The organism is Ferrimonas senticii DSM 18821 (assembly GCF_000422665.1).
Classification (GTDB): Bacteria; Pseudomonadota; Gammaproteobacteria; order Enterobacterales; family Shewanellaceae; genus Ferrimonas; species Ferrimonas senticii.
Genome location: NZ_AUGM01000001.1, coordinates 40,726 through 55,341, shown reverse-complemented (window position 1 = coordinate 55,341; position 14,616 = coordinate 40,726). Strand labels below are relative to the sequence as shown.

The window sequence follows — 14,616 nt, the reverse complement described above, 5'->3', positions numbered from 1 at the left end:
GTTGCTGCCGCCATTGCTAAAGCCAAAGCTAAGAAACTGGCTGAACAGCAAGCCGAGCAGCCAACAGCCGAACCGGCGGTAGCAGAGGCAGCCCCTGCCCCATCGGCAGAAGACAAACGCAAAGCGGCAGTCGCTGCTGCGATTGCCAAAGCCAAGGCCAAAAAAGCGGCCGAGGCGGCAATGCAGAATAACGATAAAGAGAACAACTGATGGCATTTAAGATCGCCTCATCACCGCACCTGCAGGTGCGTACCCCAACCCACCGACTGATGATGTTGGTGATGCTGGCCACCATCCCTGGGGTGTTGGTGCAGTGGTACTTCTTTGGCTGGGGTAACCTAGTGCAGATCGCCCTAGCGATGTTGACCTGCGCCGCCGTCGAAGCAGTGTGCATCAAGCTGCGTGGCCGCGACGTAAAGTCCACCCTAAGCGACAACAGCGCACTGGTTACCGGTGTGCTGTTGGGCATCTGTTTGCCTCCGCTCGCCCCTTGGTACATCGCGGTGCTCGGCAGTATTTTTGCCATTGGCATCGTCAAACAGGTGTACGGCGGCATGGGCCAAAACCTGTTTAACCCGGCGATGGCCGCGTACGTTACCCTGCTGATCTCATTCCCAGCGGCGATGACTCAGTGGTTACCACCGGCGCCATTGGCAGCGCAAACCTTGGGTCTTGGCGACACCATCAATGCAATCTTGTTCGGTTTGTCGAACATCGGCAGCAGCATCGAAGCGCTGCGTCTGGGCATTGATGGCAGCACCATGGCAACCCCACTGGATACCTTGAAAGTGGATCTGACCTTGGGCTTTACCGCCACCGAAGCGATGAACAAGCCGATTTTCCAAGGCTTGGCTAACCAAGGCTGGTTGTGGTTGAACCTGGCGTTCCTTGCCGGTGGCCTGCTGCTCTTAGCATTGAAAGTGATCCGCTGGCATATCCCAGTGGCAATCATCGCTACCCTGGCACTGCTGAGTTTTATCGATCTGCTGATCGATCCTGATGGCAGCGGCGGCGTGATATTCCATCTGCTCTCTGGCGCCACCATGTTCGGCGCGTTCTTTATCGCGACCGATCCGGTATCCGCCGCGACCTCCAACAAAGGCCGACTGATCTTTGGCGCCTTGATTGGTCTGCTGGTGTACCTGATCCGTACCCTTGGCGGCTACCCAGACGCGTTCGCCTTTGCGGTGATGTTGGCCAACCTGTCAGTGCCGCTGATCGATTACTACAGCCGCCCTACCACCTATGGCCACCGGAGCTAAGCGATGATCCACTCCATCAATAGAAACGGCCTGCTGTTGGCGGCATTCGGCTTAGCGGCAACCGCGGTGGTTGCCCTGACTCACGCCGGTACCAAAGACAAAATTGCCGAGCAGAAACAGCAACAACTGATCGCCACCTTGGATCAGATCATCCCTGCCGGAAGTTACGACAACCAACCGCATCAGGAATGCCATCAACTGGTTAGTCCGCAATACTTGGGGAACGAGCAAGCGCATCAAGCGTTTGTGGCGCGCCTGAACGGCCAACCGGTGGCAATCGCCATTGAAACCACCGCACCGGATGGCTACAACGGCAATATCGAGGTGATCGTTGGCGTGAACTGGCAAGGGGAAATCCTTGGCGTGCGCACCCTTGAACACGCCGAAACCCCGGGACTGGGTGATCTAATTGAGCTACGTCGCTCCGATTGGGTTACCAGCTTCAACGGCTACCGCCTTGAGGGCGAGCAAGACTCACGCTTTGGGGTAAAACGCGATGGCGGTGATTTCGACCAGTTTACTGGCGCAACCATTACCCCGCGTGCTTACGTTAAAGCGGTTAAAAATGCGCTGATCTACGTTGAACGCAACAAACAGCAGATCGTTAACGCACCAAAGTGTGAGGTGAAATCATGAGCCAGTACCGCGAAATCGTCTGGCAAAGCCTGTGGAAGAACAACCCGGGCATCGTCCAGCTGCTGGGTCTGTGTCCCCTGCTGGCGGTGACCAACACCCTGACCAACGCCATGGGCCTTGGCATTGCCACCATGGCGGTGCTACTCGCATCCAACGTGCTGGTATCGCTGCTGCGTAAGGGCATTCCGGCGGAGATCCGGATTCCGGTGTACGTGATGATCATCGCCGCGCTGGTAACCTGCGTGCAGCTGTTGGTAAACGCTTACGCCTATGGCCTGTATCTGTCACTGGGGATCTTCCTGCCGCTGATCGTCACCAACTGCATCATCATCGGCCGCGCCGAAGCCTTTGCCTCGAAAAACAGCGTTGGCTTAGCCGCATGGGATGGTCTGATGATGGGCTTAGGTTTTACCCTCGTGCTAATGCTTTTAGGCGGTATTCGTGAACTGCTCGGCCAAGGTACCTTGTTTGATGGCGCTGAGTTACTGCTGGGCGACTGGGCGGCGGTGCTGCGGGTAGAGCTGTTCCAACTGGATAGCCCATTCCTACTGGCGCTGCTGCCACCGGGCGCCTTTATCGCCATGGGCTTGCTGATTGCCGCTAAAAATCACTTCAACGACAAAGTGGAAGCGCTGCTGGCGCCACCGGCGGAAAAACCGCAAGTGGTTGAACGCGTTCGCGTGACCAATTAATTTCAGCAATATCATTGAGACCAAATCCCGAAGATTCCTCTTCGGGATTTTTACATCGCTTACAGGGCTGACAATGAATAAAGACAAACGCCGCCTGATTTTGGAACGCCTGCGCGAGCAGCGCCCGAATCCAGAAACCGAACTGGAATTTTCTAATCCTTATGAACTGCTGGTAGCGGTAGCGTTATCGGCGCAGGCCACCGATGTTTCGGTCAATAAAGCCACCCGCAACTTGTTCCCGTTAGCCAACACCCCGCAAGCGATGTTGGACTTAGGGCTGGAAGGCGTTAAAGCGCAGATCAAAACCATCGGCCTGTATAACACCAAAGCCGTCAACGTCATTAAGGCGGCGCAGATCTTGGTCGATAAGCACGGCGGCGAAGTGCCAGAGAATCGCGAAGCGCTGGAAGCACTGCCGGGTGTTGGCCGTAAAACCGCTAACGTGGTGCTGAATACCGCCTTTGGCTGGCCCACCATCGCCGTCGATACCCACATCTTTCGGGTCTCCAACCGCACCAAGTTTGCCATGGGTAAAAACGTCGATGAGGTCGAGCAAAAACTGCTGAAAGTGGTGCCAGCCGAGTTCAAGGTCGATGTTCATCACTGGCTGATCCTGCACGGTCGCTACACCTGTCTGGCTCGTAAACCGCGCTGCGGCTCCTGCATCATCGAAGATCTCTGTGAATTTAAAGAGAAAATCGAGATTTAAGCGGTTACACAACTGCCAGCCATAATCACTGCATCCCTGCTCATGCTGCGATAAGATGAGAGATACGACCCAAACTAAATCGACAAATTAGGGATGCCCACTTTTATGGAACTGCTCGCCGGTCTCAGTGCTTTCTTCAGTTACTTTGCCGCAGGCTTTATCGCGCTGCTGCTGTTCAAAACCATCTATGCCGCCATCACCCCATTCGACGAATGGGGCCTGATCAAAGCCGATAATCAAGCCGCCGCCCTCAGCCTTGGCGGTGCTTTGATTGGCTACACCATCGCGCTGGCCTCAGCGGTCAAATACTCCATCAGCTTTACTGATTTCATTACCTGGGCGGTGATCGCCTTGGTGGCCCAGCTGCTGGCGTTCGCCTTAGTACGCTTTACCCTAATGACCGACATTGTCGCCAAGATTGAGCAAAACCACCTTGCCAGCGCCATCGTATTGGCCAGTATCAACATCAGTGTCGGCCTGCTAAACGCCGCCTGCATGAGTTACTAAGGAGCCCGCCATGAAACGCAGTAACAACGTCTGTCTCCCTCGTTTTCGCAAAGCGGTGCCAACCACCACCGCGGTCGCGCTATCGGTAACCTTAGCGGTCAGCGGTTGCAGCCCAGCACCGATGGAAGAAGCGGCGCAGATCTACACCAACGTCGAAGAGTGCGTAACCCAATACCCTGATCAGCCGCAACTGTGTGAACAGGTGTTTGGCTCTGCACAGATGGATCATCTGGCCACCGCCCCGCGCTTTGTCAGCCAAGCGGATTGCGAAGCGGAATTTGGCGCCGAGGCCTGCCAAGAAGCACCTGAAGGCAGCCAAAACAACGCCAGCGGCGGCAGTTGGTTTATGCCAATGATGATGGGCTACATGATGGGCTCAATGCTGTCCGGCAACCGGGCACCGAAATACGCACCGGTGTATGGCTCACGCTCAAAGTCTTCGCCACTGAACGGCAAAATCTTCACCGGTAACGGCACCGTGGTTGGTAAAGCCGGTGACAAAATGGTGCGCGCTACGCCCAGCGCCTTCCAAAAGCCGACCGCACCGACTCGGGTAACCCGCAGCGGCGGCTTTGGCAAGATGGCAGCGGCTAAGTCCTCCTCATCACTGTCGAACAAATCCGGCTCACGCAGTTTCGGGGGCTAAATGCAGCGTCATCTGGTCACTCCGCGCAGCCATTGGCAACAGCAAGCCGAAGAGTACGGCTTTGACTTTCATACCATGTACGGCGAGCCCTACTGGGATGAAAGCCGCTACTACCAGTTCAGCCTCAAGCAGATTGAGCAAGATCTTGAAGATCCCACCGAAGAACTAGGGCAGATGTGCCTGCAAGCGGTGGATAAGGTGGTTAACTCAGAGCAACTGCTGCAGCGCTTTGCTATCCCAGAAGCCCATTGGGATACCGTCGCCCGCGCTTGGCGTTTGAACGAGCCCAGCCTGTACGCCAGACTCGATCTGGCCTACGACGGCACCGGCCCAGCCAAACTGCTGGAGAACAACGCCGATACCCCAACCTCGCTGTATGAATCCGGCTTTTTCCAGTGGCTATGGCTGGAGGATCGCATCAAAGATGGCACCCTGCCTGCCAGCGCCGATCAGTTCAATTCGATTCAAGAACAGCTGATCAAGCGCTTTGCTACTTTCAAAAAAGAGTGGCCGCCGGTGGCGTTGCACTTTGCTTCCTGTGAGGAGAGCATCGAGGATCGTGGCACCGTCCAATACCTGCAAGACTGCGCCGAGGAAGCCGGCTTCAACACCATCTACACCGCCATTGAGCAGATCGGCCTCAGCGACAAAAACGAGTTTCTCGACAGCAACGGCGAGCTGATCCGAGCCTGTTTTAAGCTCTATCCATGGGAGTTTATGCTGCGCGAAGAGTTCGGCGATTTCGTGCCTAAGGCCAACGTTCGCTGGCTCGAGCCAGAGTGGAAATCGGTGCTGTCCAACAAGGCACTGCTGCCGCTACTGTGGCAGATGTTCCCCAACCACCCTAACCTGCTACCAGCCTATTTTGCCGATGAGGCCCACCGCAGCGACAGCGGTCTGTGGGTGAAAAAGCCGATCTACAGCCGTGAAGGTGCCAACATCGCCATCCTAGAAAACGGCAAACCGCTAGAAAGTTCCGGCGGCGCCTACGGCGAGGAAGGCTTTATCATCCAAGCTTACCAACCGCTGGCGAAATTTGGCGACGACAACGCCTTAATTGGCTCATGGCTGATTGGTGATAACGCCGCCGGTATCTCGGTGCGCGAAGACCACAGCCGGATCACCCAAGATCTGTCCCGCTTCATCCCCCACTGCATTCTTGACTAACAATTGATCCCTTATACTGGCTTGGTTAATCCCCAAGCCAATTGGAGACTGTTTATGAACCACACCATCAAAGCCGCTGCGGCAACTGCCGCTATCGCGCTGCTGAGTGCCTGCGCCCAAACCACCGATAGCAACACAGCAACAACTTCAGACACTTCAAAAAGCGAGATCCTCACCGTCACCGTCGCGCCCCAGCAAGCCGATTGTGTTGGCATAGCGCCACGTAAGTGCTTGGTTGTCGATGGCCAGCTGTTTTACAGCGATATCCAAGGCTTTGAATTTGAACCCGGCTTTGAATACCAGCTGCAAATTGAAAAGTCGTTGGCCTTTGGCGGCGGCCCAGTACCCGCCGATGCTAGCCGCTATCAATATCGTTTGATTAAGCAAATTAGCCGCAGCGCGAAATAACCCAGCTACCGAAAATCGCTACGCGTTGCTGCACTTTGAAAGAGATTTGATCTGGTTTGCTGAACAGTCAACCAGATCAGCTTCCGAGGGGGGGATTGGATTATTTTAACTCCTAAATCAGGTGCGCCGCAGGCGTCACCTGGATGCACTTGTTAGTTGCGCTTGGTACTGTAATATACAGCAAGCATTGAAATATTCTCTCGTTTGTCTGGATAAAGACTCCAGAGGTAAACCAAACTATCTGCGAGTGTTATCTGATGTATATTTTTATTTTGATCATTTATTAGTGATGAGATGATATTTTCAAATTCATTTTCAGTAGAGACTGAATTGCAGCCTTGCAAAAACAAATGATCAATTTTATCTTCTGGATCATCAAAATCCCATTTTGACTGTTCATATACGTGAACAAGAATTCTATAAAAAATATCTTTTCCTATTTTCGTTCTAGAGCGGAGTAACCAGCATAGAGTTATTAAGTTATGACCAAAGAAACCCGGCTGCTCAATACATGAATCTAGGACTTTATCTACTTCTACAGTAGAGTTTATTATAGAAGTTGTTTCACCTTTAGTAATTTTTCTAAATGTAGACGATAGATATTCTGCGAAACGGTCTAGGAAGAACGGTATTTGATCATCTTCTAATTCAGAATAAACTTCACGCAAAGCAAGTAAAATAGAAACGTTATGTGAAAGATATTCATTTCTTTCTGCAGCTAAATTTAAGTAGTGATTAAAAATGTGATCTATACCTGCTCGTTGATGCCATTGTTTCATAGCTATATAACCAATTGGCAATACACCGTTTTGCATTACATACTGAATTCGATCATCAGATAATACTTTTGATTCAATGTTCTCAGACATGATCATTGGTACTTTCACTTCTGAAATAGCAATCAAATTCTGACATTGCTTCCATTCTTGAACACCAAAATTTTCAAATCTTACAGAGAGATATTTCATGGCCAAATATGCCTTCAAGGCATGAGGTTGATGGATTGATGCGGATCTTTGAAGAGCATCAGTCAATACTTCATTTTGAATCATTATCTACTTCCTTAATTGATGTTTCTATTGTTTTGATGCGAGCAACTAACGCCCTATTAATAGGCAAATTTTTCTGGGTTGATTTTTTCCTGCGAAGCAGAAAAGCAAAAAGCGACACAGTTGAATTTGTCCTTATTTAACAGATTGTTATATTTAACTATACTCGGTTTTAATCAAACCAAAACATTTAAGGTCGTGGAACTTATTTTTCCAGTACCCACTATGCCGTCTTAGCCCTTCTTCTTTAAACCCCACTTTCACGAGTACCGATTCGGAAGCTGTATTGCCTGGAATTGTGTCACCTTGAATGCGATGAAGTTCACCACAGGGTAACTCACCATCAAAAGCAGCTGTCACTATCCTATGTACTGCCTCTGTTGTATACCCCATTCCCCAATGTCTCGGGAGTAAATCATATCCAAGTACGGCATTTTTCATTTTAGCGTTCCAACTATTGAAACCACATGTTCCAATCAGCTCATTCGTTTCTTTTAAGCGAATAGCCCAACGGATACCTAATTTTTCTTCAAAACGGTTGCGGAAGAACTTAATAAGGTTATGTGCCTGCGATAAGTCATTGAAAGCTTCAAGGTCGTAATACTCAGTAACGGACTCATCCGAAAATAGGTCAAAGACACTTTCAGCATCTTCATCAAGTAACTCTGTTAGCCTTAGTCGATTTGTTTCTAATACAGGAAAGCGCACCTATTCCTCCGTGAAATATAACGCCGCAATAAGCGGCAAGTAATGGTTGGCTAAAATCGGCGAGGAACAAGCGCGAGCCAAGCGTTACGCGTCCGTTTGATTGCCTTGTTAGCCAACTTTAAGCCGCTTTCTCCAAGAGCGAAAAATTAGTTCTGCGAAAAACATTACAAGCCCCATGATAGCAAAAGCTAAAGCCACATCAACGTACCCCGTATAACTAATATTTTGTGCGTCACTTTGCCTTGTAGTCATAAGAATAGTTGGCAATCTAACCATAATCTCCGCAACAAAAGCTGCAATCAAACCAACATAACTCCAATACATAAATGAAAAATGTAATACAAGCCAATTAGTTTTATGACGCCAAAACAATGGAATGTATAGTGCCATTATCGTAGTAGGTAAACTAAGTAGAATAAAAATATGAAATAACCCAATGCTTCCTGACATACTTGTGATCGGAATAGCGCTTAGATTTAGAACTAACATACTAAAAAAGTATACATAACCAAGTTTTTTGTGCTTATTTGTGCCTTTCTTTGACGCAAGGACTACTGCCCCAATGACTAGAGCAATAATTGCTGACACTACATGAAACGCACCAAGTGGTCCATTGATAAACTCATCCATATGTTACACTCCCTACTTTCCTAGTTGGGTAAACGCTTTGTTAATTTGCTGATAGCCACTTACCTTCAAGGCTAAAACGATGATTATCGAAGTCAATTCTTGCTTGAATACCTAATGGTGTCACAAGCATTGGGTGAGTATGACAACTATCAAAACCATAGAAAATCGGTACTTCTTTTCCGTTTAGCACCTCCAATAAGACATCCAGTGGAGAGCGACTTGTACCTTTATGGTCAAACAACTCATGTTTACCCAAAACAACCGCACTGACCTTATCAAACACACCACAGGCCAGTAAGTGAGCAAACGAACGCTCCACCGCATCGATACCTTTTAATGAGTCTTCGATAAGCAAGATGTCACCACGCTGTACCTCAGGCATATAAGGGCTACCCCAAATACCCGCCATCGTATTTAAGTTGCCACCTATAACGCGTCCACTAACCATTCCATTGCCAATGAACTTCCACTCATTTTGATATGTCGCCTTACCCGAATCTTGTGTTTCCCAATCATGTTTAACATCAGTCCAATCTCCGGGCATGGAATAAGAGTAGATGTCTGATTCTGAAGTTAAGATATCCATGAAAGAGTTGAACGTTTCATCCACCAAAGGAGGAAACTCTCCAAAAGATGCAACTAGTGCTGGTCCATAGAATGTGACTAATCCTGTCTGCGCATAAATACCCATGAGTAGAGCGGTTACATCTGAATATCCGATGATTATCTTAGGGTCATTCCGGAGTGCTTCATAATCGATGTATGGCAATAAAGCGTTGCTGTTACTTCCACCAATAGTGGACATGATACAACGAACGCTTGGATCTCTAATGAGCTGATTTAACTCTTCCACTCGCTCCATTATCGAACCAGAGCGATAGTTGTCAGAGCTCCCTGTAAGAGAGCCTGAAACAAGCTTAAAACCTTTTGATTCAAGGTAAGACTTTGCTCGTTGAAAACGTTTGGGAGCAAATACCGTCGCTGGTGATGACGGTGAAAAGAAACCAATTTTGTCACCAGCCTTCAATGCCTTGGGGTACAACACTTAAATCTATCCTCCATGATTTGATTAAGCTAACGTCCCCAAGCAGGGGCAAAGTTACGCAGGCTAAAATTAGGAGCGAAGCGACGGGTGCCTGCGTAAAATTTGTCCTGCTGACTTGGCTTGTTAGGTTTTAATTACAACGATACTGGGATTGGTACAGGTATGCTGTAAATCTTATTTTTAACAAATGTTTCCTTAACCAGTTCTTTGTTTTCAGCTTTAAAAATTAGTGAGCATTTTTCATTTGGCTCGTTCACATTAAACTGAATGTGGTAGTTACTTTTAGCGCTAGGAGTAACATCTAATAATGCAGAACATGAGCTTGAACTAAATGTTCCTGAATTCATAGAAAACAACTGAATTCTATAAGCTGTGTCACTATTCAGGTAGAAATTCCCACTTGATTGGTTTGGCTTTAACGTTGTTACGCTTAGAGGGCGATCATTTTGTAAAGACTGATCAGGAGTAAAAATTCTGACAAAAATAGTTTCATCTGGATGTATCGAGTTTTGCTCTAGCGTTGATGTTGATACCAATACACTTGCGCTTGTCTCATTTTGAGCTATTTGAGGTGTAGATACACAGCCAGATAAAAAAGATAAAACAGCCAACCCTAAAATTTTTCGCATAACTTTCCTTAAAACCTAACAGCTTATTAGGAGGCGCAACTCCTCCTATCCCTCTGAATCTAAGCATCCTATCACACCAGATTAACCTTTGTTGCAATGGGGTTTTAATCATTTAGATCAGTTGCCTATATTATTAGTATCCTGAGATAAATCATGCGCAAATGATAGACGCAAGTTGCAAAAAGCAGGATACACCACAGAATCAGTATAAAAACACAGTATCCACTACCGCTATGGCTATGGCTATGGCTAGTCCTTTTCTTACCCTCATTGCATCCGCCATGCGCATCTTTCGTTATCGTGAAACTACCATCAAAACTTATCTGTACTGGATAACATATTGCATCATTTTCAACAACAAACGTAACGATATGCCATAACTATATAAATTGCTAAACCATTCTCACTTTTTTGTTTTAGCAATCGCCATCATCATTTTCTTCGCGTTGGTTAAGTTCACTAATGGTGTAACTGACAGCAGGACTCATTGCTTCGCACGGTTGGAATAGAGGATCAATGGGTATACAACCGTTTTCGCATAGTAAGAAAGTGGCTTGGCTCTCTAACGAATTAACCCAAACTCTGCCACCGGGCGTAGCAACATACCCGTTGATCCCTTCTGAAAAGTCAGCGATTAAATCATCTACGGAAGGTGTCTCAGTATCTGCATCCGCAGAGTAACTCCCATGAGTATGATAAGAAGCAATCATGTCGAGTTGTTCGTCATCTACCGGAACGCAGCTGTCTTCCTCACCAGCGTTGGGCCGAGTAGCGATTAATCTGTTGTTTTGATCAAATCCAATCAGGCCGCAATATTCACGTTGGTTAACGAAAGAGAGTTTTTGAGCCTCCTGCAAGACGGCAAGCGCAAAACGGTCAATGCTATCCATCTTTAGTAATGAACTAGCATGGGCACGAAGGGGGCTTAAAAGCAAAATAGCATCCAAAGAGAGTGCAATCTGGTGTTGATGACAGAACATTCCGGCTCTTTCCTGTTGGTGTAGGGTAATGGTTGTTTGCCACAATTTTCACGTAACAAATTTATAGACCATTCACTTACGCAGAACACCATACCAAGGCATGAGCAACGCGACTCAAAAATCCAACGTTACCTGCGGATTGGGATGCAAATTCATTAGACCACTTCGCTATTGCAAAGAGTTTTATCGGCCTTTTATCGTTGCTTTAGATAAAAAAAGCTGCCGTTGGCATAAGCCAACGGCAGCTGTTGTTTGAAGCAACCTGTTGCAGACTTTTTTGCAGTAGCTAGGGCAACGCCTTAGTTACTGCTGGACTGCTTATTTGTTGCTGGTGCGTTGATGCAGCTCTTGCACCGAAGTCACCTTGGCGCGGTCATCGGCACTGTGGGCCATACAGGTCGCAAACGCGGCGTTCATGGTGGTGGTGTAGTTCACCTTGTAACGCAGGGCACCGCGACGCAGCTGACGGGAATCTTCAATCGCTTGACGACCTTCGGTGGTGTTAACGATGTAGGTGTATTCGCCGTTTTTGATGCGATCCAGAATGTGTGGACGACCTTCGTGTACTTTGTTTACCAGACGTGGGTTGATGCCCGCTTCGCCCAGCGCTACCGCGGTACCGTGGGTGGCATCCAACTGGTAACCCAGCTCCACCAGCTTCTGCGCCAAGTCGCCGATGCGACGCTTGTCACCAGAACGAACGGACAGCAGCGCACGGCCATTGCGTGGTACGTCTTTCTGCGCGCCCAGCTGCGCTTTAGCATACGCTTCGGCGAAGGTGTCACCGACGCCCATTACCTCACCGGTAGAGCGCATTTCAGGGCCCAACAGTGGGTCAACGCCTGGGAACTTGTTGAATGGCAGTACCACCTCTTTAACGGAGTAGTAAGGTGGGATCACTTCTTGGGTGAAGTTCTGCTCTTTCAAGCTCTTACCCGCCATCACTCGCGCCGCAACTTTAGCCAGTGGCACACCAGTAGCCTTAGATACGAACGGCACGGTACGAGCGGCACGTGGGTTTACCTCAATCAGGTAGATCACGTCGTCTTTGACCGCGAACTGCACGTTCATCAGACCGATTACGCCCAGCTCCAGTGCCAGTTGGCGCACTTGCTCGCGCATCCGGTCTTGGATCGCTTGGCTTAGGGTGTATGGCGGCAATGAACAGCCAGAGTCACCAGAGTGAACACCCGCTTGTTCGATGTGCTCCATGATGCCGCCGATAACCACGTCATCGCCGTCGCAAACCGCGTCTACGTCCACTTCGGTGGCGTCATCCAAGAAGCGATCCAACAATACTGGGGATTCGTTGGATACCGATACCGCTTCGTTGAAGTAGCGACGCAGGTCTTGTTCGTCGTAGACGATCTCCATCGCGCGGCCACCCAGTACGTAGGATGGGCGTACTACCAGCGGGTAACCGATGCGCTCGGCGTCCATTACCGCTTGCTCTAGGTTGGTTACGGTGCTGTTTTCAGGCTGCTTCAGGCCCAAACGGTCAACCGCTTGCTGGAAACGCTCACGGTCTTCAGCACGGTCGATGGCATCTGGGGAAGTACCGATGATTGGCACCCCAGCCGCTTCCAGCGCGCGCGCCAGTTTCAGCGGGGTTTGGCCGCCGTACTGAACGATAACGCCTTTTGGCTGCTCTACGCGGACGATCTCCAGTACGTCTTCCAGGGTTACTGGCTCGAAGTACAGACGGTCAGAGGTGTCGTAGTCGGTAGATACGGTTTCCGGGTTACAGTTAACCATGATGGTCTCGTAACCGTCTTCACGCATCGCCAGCGCCGCGTGTACACAGCAGTAATCGAACTCGATGCCCTGACCAATGCGGTTTGGGCCACCGCCGATCACCATGATCTTGTCTTTGTCGGTTGGGTTGGCTTCGCACTCTTCCTCGTAGGTGGAGTACATGTAAGCGGTATCGGTAGAGAATTCCGCGGCACAGGTATCTACGCGCTTGTACACTGGGAACAGCTCGTGCTTGTGACGCAGTTTGCGTACTTCTGATTCCGCCACACCCAGCAGAGTCGCCAGACGCGCATCAGAGAAGCCTTTGCGCTTCAGGGTGCGCAGGAAGTCGGCATCCAGTGAGCGCATGCCGCCCTCTTGAACTTTCTCTTCCAGCTGGATCAGCTCTTCGATTTGGATCAGGTACCACGGATCGATGTTGGTGATCTTGAAGATCGCATCGCGAGACAAGCCCGCACGGAACGCGTCAGCGATGTACCAAGGACGCTCACAGCCCACATCTTGCAGCTCGTAGCGGATCTTAGACAGGGCGTCGTTGTCGTTCAGATCAACGATTGGGTCAAAGCCGGTTTTGCCGGTTTCCAGACCGCGCAGTGCTTTTTGCATCGATTCTTGGAAAGTACGACCGATGGCCATGACTTCACCTACCGACTTCATCTGAGTGGTCAGACGGTCGTTGGCGCCAGCGAACTTCTCGAAGTTAAAGCGTGGAATTTTAGTTACCACGTAGTCGATGGATGGCTCGAATGACGCTGGGGTTGCACCACCGGTGATGTCGTTAGACAGCTCGTTCAGGGTGAAGCCTACCGCCAGCTTGGCGGCGATCTTAGCGATTGGGAAACCGGTCGCTTTGGATGCCAGCGCGGAGGAGCGAGATACCCGTGGGTTCATCTCGATGATCACCATCCGGCCATCTTTCGGGTTAACCCCGAACTGCACGTTGGAACCGCCAGTCTCTACGCCAATCTCACGCAGTACCGCCATCGAGGCGTTACGCATCAGTTGGTATTCTTTGTCGGTTAGGGTTTGCGCTGGTGCTACGGTGATAGAATCGCCAGTGTGCACGCCCATTGGGTCAAAGTTTTCGATGGAACATACGATGATGCAGTTGTCCGCTTTATCGCGTACTACTTCCATCTCGTACTCTTTCCAACCGATCAGCGATTCGTCAATCAGCAGTTCGTTGGTTGGCGACAGATCCAGACCGCGGGTACAGATCTCTTCAAACTCTTCGATGTTGTAAGCGATACCGCCACCAGAGCCGCCCATGGTGAAGGACGGACGGATGATACATGGGAAGCCCACTTCATCCAGTACCTTGTAGGCGTCTTCCATCGAGTGAGCGATGCCAGCACGTGGACATTCCAGACCGATGGACTTCATCGCTTTGTCGAAACGAGCGCGGTCTTCCGCTTTGTCGATGGCATCAGCGGTGGCGCCGATCATCTCAACGTTAAATTCCGCCAGTACGCCCTGCTTTTCCAGCTCCAGCGCACAGTTCAGTGCGGTCTGCCCGCCCATGGTTGGCAGGATCGCATCTGGACGCTCTTTGGCGATGATGTTGCGTACTACTTCCCAGTGAATTGGCTCGATGTAGGTGGCGTCGGCCATCTCTGGATCGGTCATGATGGTGGCAGGGTTGGAGTTCACCAAAATAACCCGGTAACCCTCTTCGCGCAGGGCTTTACAAGCCTGGGCACCAGAGTAGTCAAATTCACAAGCCTGACCAATAACGATTGGGCCAGCGCCCAAGATTAGAATGCTTTTAATATCAGTTCTTTTTGGCATTTTTC

The 14,616-nt window shown here is 49.8% G+C and carries 16 protein-coding genes; 9 read left to right on the top strand and 7 right to left on the bottom strand.

The genetic code is table 11. The annotated features are described in order from the left end of the window. The 9 genes from G506_RS21325 to G506_RS0100230 form a co-directional block, all read left to right on the top strand. Window positions 1-210 (top strand): hypothetical protein (locus G506_RS21325; protein ID WP_205619440.1); only part of this gene is annotated, 210 nt, incomplete at its 5' end. Then, window positions 210-1,262 carry an electron transport complex subunit RsxD gene (gene rsxD / locus G506_RS0100265; RefSeq protein WP_028115125.1) on the top strand — a complete coding sequence of 351 codons (1,053 nt, stop codon included), beginning with the start codon at window positions 210-212 and terminating at the stop codon, window positions 1,260-1,262. The genes G506_RS21325 and rsxD, both read left to right, overlap by 1 nt. A 3-nt stretch (window positions 1,263-1,265) precedes the next feature. Beyond that, complete coding sequence (rsxG, locus tag G506_RS0100260) at window positions 1,266-1,898, top strand: electron transport complex subunit RsxG (protein WP_156904737.1); 633 nt, start codon at window positions 1,266-1,268, stop codon at window positions 1,896-1,898. Beyond that, window positions 1,895-2,590, top strand: coding sequence for an electron transport complex subunit E (locus tag G506_RS0100255; protein WP_028115123.1), 696 nt, complete (start codon window positions 1,895-1,897; stop codon window positions 2,588-2,590). The genes rsxG and G506_RS0100255 overlap by 4 nt, the downstream gene beginning before the upstream one ends. 73 nt (window positions 2,591-2,663) lie before the next feature. Next, window positions 2,664-3,299, top strand: coding sequence for an endonuclease III (nth, locus tag G506_RS0100250; RefSeq protein ID WP_028115122.1), 636 nt, complete (start codon window positions 2,664-2,666; stop codon window positions 3,297-3,299). A 105-nt stretch (window positions 3,300-3,404) separates the two neighbouring features. Next, window positions 3,405-3,806, top strand: a complete 402-nt coding sequence (locus G506_RS0100245; RefSeq protein ID WP_084631035.1) for a DUF350 domain-containing protein — start codon at window positions 3,405-3,407, stop codon at window positions 3,804-3,806. Between the two features lie 10 nt (window positions 3,807-3,816). Then, a complete protein-coding gene (locus tag G506_RS18265; protein WP_051201775.1) occupies window positions 3,817-4,452 on the top strand; it encodes a DUF1190 domain-containing protein in 636 nt (211 codons plus the stop codon). Beyond that, window positions 4,453-5,619, top strand: a complete 1,167-nt coding sequence (locus tag G506_RS0100235) for a glutathionylspermidine synthase family protein (protein ID WP_028115120.1) — start codon at window positions 4,453-4,455, stop codon at window positions 5,617-5,619. 54 nt (window positions 5,620-5,673) lie between these two features. Continuing rightward, window positions 5,674-6,027, top strand: a complete 354-nt coding sequence (locus G506_RS0100230; protein ID WP_051201774.1) for a DUF4377 domain-containing protein — start codon at window positions 5,674-5,676, stop codon at window positions 6,025-6,027. Between the two features lie 152 nt (window positions 6,028-6,179). On the opposite strand, the gene G506_RS0100225 is transcribed toward G506_RS0100230, so the two are convergent. The 7 genes from G506_RS0100225 to carB form a co-directional block, all read right to left on the bottom strand. Then, complete coding sequence (locus G506_RS0100225; RefSeq protein ID WP_028115118.1) at window positions 6,180-7,079, bottom strand: hypothetical protein; 900 nt, start codon at window positions 7,077-7,079, stop codon at window positions 6,180-6,182. A gap of 153 nt (window positions 7,080-7,232) precedes the next feature. Continuing rightward, the gene (locus G506_RS0100220) at window positions 7,233-7,784 is read right to left on the bottom strand and encodes a GNAT family N-acetyltransferase (protein WP_028115117.1); all 552 of its coding nucleotides are present in this window, start codon (window positions 7,782-7,784) and stop codon (window positions 7,233-7,235) included. 108 nt (window positions 7,785-7,892) lie between these two features. Continuing rightward, on the bottom strand, window positions 7,893-8,414 hold the full coding sequence (locus G506_RS0100215) for a DUF2306 domain-containing protein (protein WP_028115116.1): 522 nt from the start codon (window positions 8,412-8,414) through the stop codon (window positions 7,893-7,895). A gap of 40 nt (window positions 8,415-8,454) precedes the next feature. After that, window positions 8,455-9,459, bottom strand: coding sequence for a S66 family peptidase (locus tag G506_RS0100210; RefSeq protein WP_028115115.1), 1,005 nt, complete (start codon window positions 9,457-9,459; stop codon window positions 8,455-8,457). Window positions 9,460-9,593: 134 nt separating this feature from the next. Then, entirely contained in the window at window positions 9,594-10,088 is a 495-nt protein-coding gene (locus tag G506_RS20785) for a hypothetical protein (protein WP_156904736.1), read from the bottom strand. Between the two features lie 416 nt (window positions 10,089-10,504). Next, window positions 10,505-11,068 (bottom strand): DUF4329 domain-containing protein, encoded by a 564-nt coding sequence (locus tag G506_RS18260; protein ID WP_084631033.1) that lies wholly within the window; start codon window positions 11,066-11,068, stop codon window positions 10,505-10,507. Between the two features lie 318 nt (window positions 11,069-11,386). After that, window positions 11,387-14,611, bottom strand: a complete 3,225-nt coding sequence (gene carB, locus G506_RS0100195) for a carbamoyl-phosphate synthase large subunit (RefSeq protein WP_028115113.1) — start codon at window positions 14,609-14,611, stop codon at window positions 11,387-11,389. Window positions 14,612-14,616 lie beyond the last annotated feature (5 nt).